The organism is Massiliimicrobium timonense (genome assembly GCF_002160865.1).
Lineage (GTDB): Bacteria > Bacillota_I > Bacilli_A > Erysipelotrichales > Coprobacillaceae > Allocoprobacillus.
The window spans coordinates 1-1254 of record NZ_NFLJ01000092.1; the positions used below are offsets into that span (position 1 = coordinate 1).

The 1254-nt window shown below is 29.3% G+C and carries 2 protein-coding genes; one reads left to right on the top strand and one right to left on the bottom strand.

Annotated features, from left to right (window positions below):
• Nucleotides 1–651, top strand: a 651-nt coding sequence (locus B5E75_RS14275; protein WP_087360614.1) for a transposase, incomplete at its 5' end; no start/stop codon positions are given.
• A gap of 202 nt (nucleotides 652–853) precedes the next feature.
• Here B5E75_RS14275 and B5E75_RS14280 read toward each other — a convergent pair.
• Complete coding sequence (locus B5E75_RS14280) at nucleotides 854–1225, bottom strand: hypothetical protein (protein WP_087360617.1); 372 nt, start codon at nucleotides 1223–1225, stop codon at nucleotides 854–856.
• Between the last annotated feature and the right edge of the window lie 29 nt (nucleotides 1226–1254).

A 1254-nucleotide genomic window follows, 5' to 3' on the forward strand; every position in this document is an offset into this window, starting at 1 on the left:
ATGAGGGGTGACAGTGCATTCTACAATACTGAATTCATGGATTATATGCATCATGAAGATATTCAATACTACATTAGAGCCAAAAGCTATGAAAAGATTCAAAATATGATCATTGAACAGTTAGAAGAAAATGAAATTGATTATTTGAATCACACAAATCAGGAGCCTTACTATGGAGAGATCGAATATTCACCTCAAAGTCTATCCACACCATGCCGATATATATTCAAGGTATTTCCTGCACAGGATAGACAGTTGACAATGTTTCCGGTTATCTATTGCATCATAACGAACGATATGAAAAGATCATGCAAAGAAATCTGTGATTTCTATGAAGAGAGAGGAAACTCAGAGAATTTCACAAAAGAACTGAAGGATGACTTCAATGGAAATAATACAGGACATCATGATTTTGAAAAGAACTGTTTTCAGTTCATGATATCATCGCTGTGTTATAATATTTATCATCTATTTAGACTCATTGTATTAGAAGGCAAGGATCGAAAGATACGAATGAATACATTTAGGAACAAGTATCAAAAGATAGCAGTAAAGGTCATACGACATGCAAGAAAAATCATACTGTCATTTAGCAGTGCATATAGATATAAGAAGACATTCTTAAAATACTATCAAAAACTGCAAAATTAACACATATAGTCCATACCTTATTGAAAGTAGTTGAAAAACTACACTTTTTTAGCTACAGTTATTCACAATTTTACGGTGGATAACTTTTTTGACCTAGAAAATAGACATGATTTATAAGTTCTTCATTACAAATTTGCTTTCATGAATAATTTGGGATAAATATATAATCATATCACCACTTTATTCAAATAACTCAATAGATTTAAAACAACCAATCCCATATTAAAGATTTGGTTTTTAAATCTTTTGTTGTTTCACAATAATTAACCTTTAAATCACCAGTTAAACTTTTTCCTAATCCATCACCTAATATAATGGTATAGACACCTTGTTTAAAAGTTGCATGATAATCATCTTGATGATCAGCTAAAGCCTGATCTGGATTATCAACACCCTTGACCCATTCTTTATAATCTATAAGTAATTCATTTTTTATTTTATACATTTCATTAATATCTTCTTGTTTATAACTATTTGAAATAATTTTATATTTAGGATTTTGACTTTTTGCTTCAACACTAACACATAACATGCAGACAAGAATAATAAAAATAAGCTTTTTTAGATTGTTCATAATTTCACCTCATAGTGGAATTATGAACA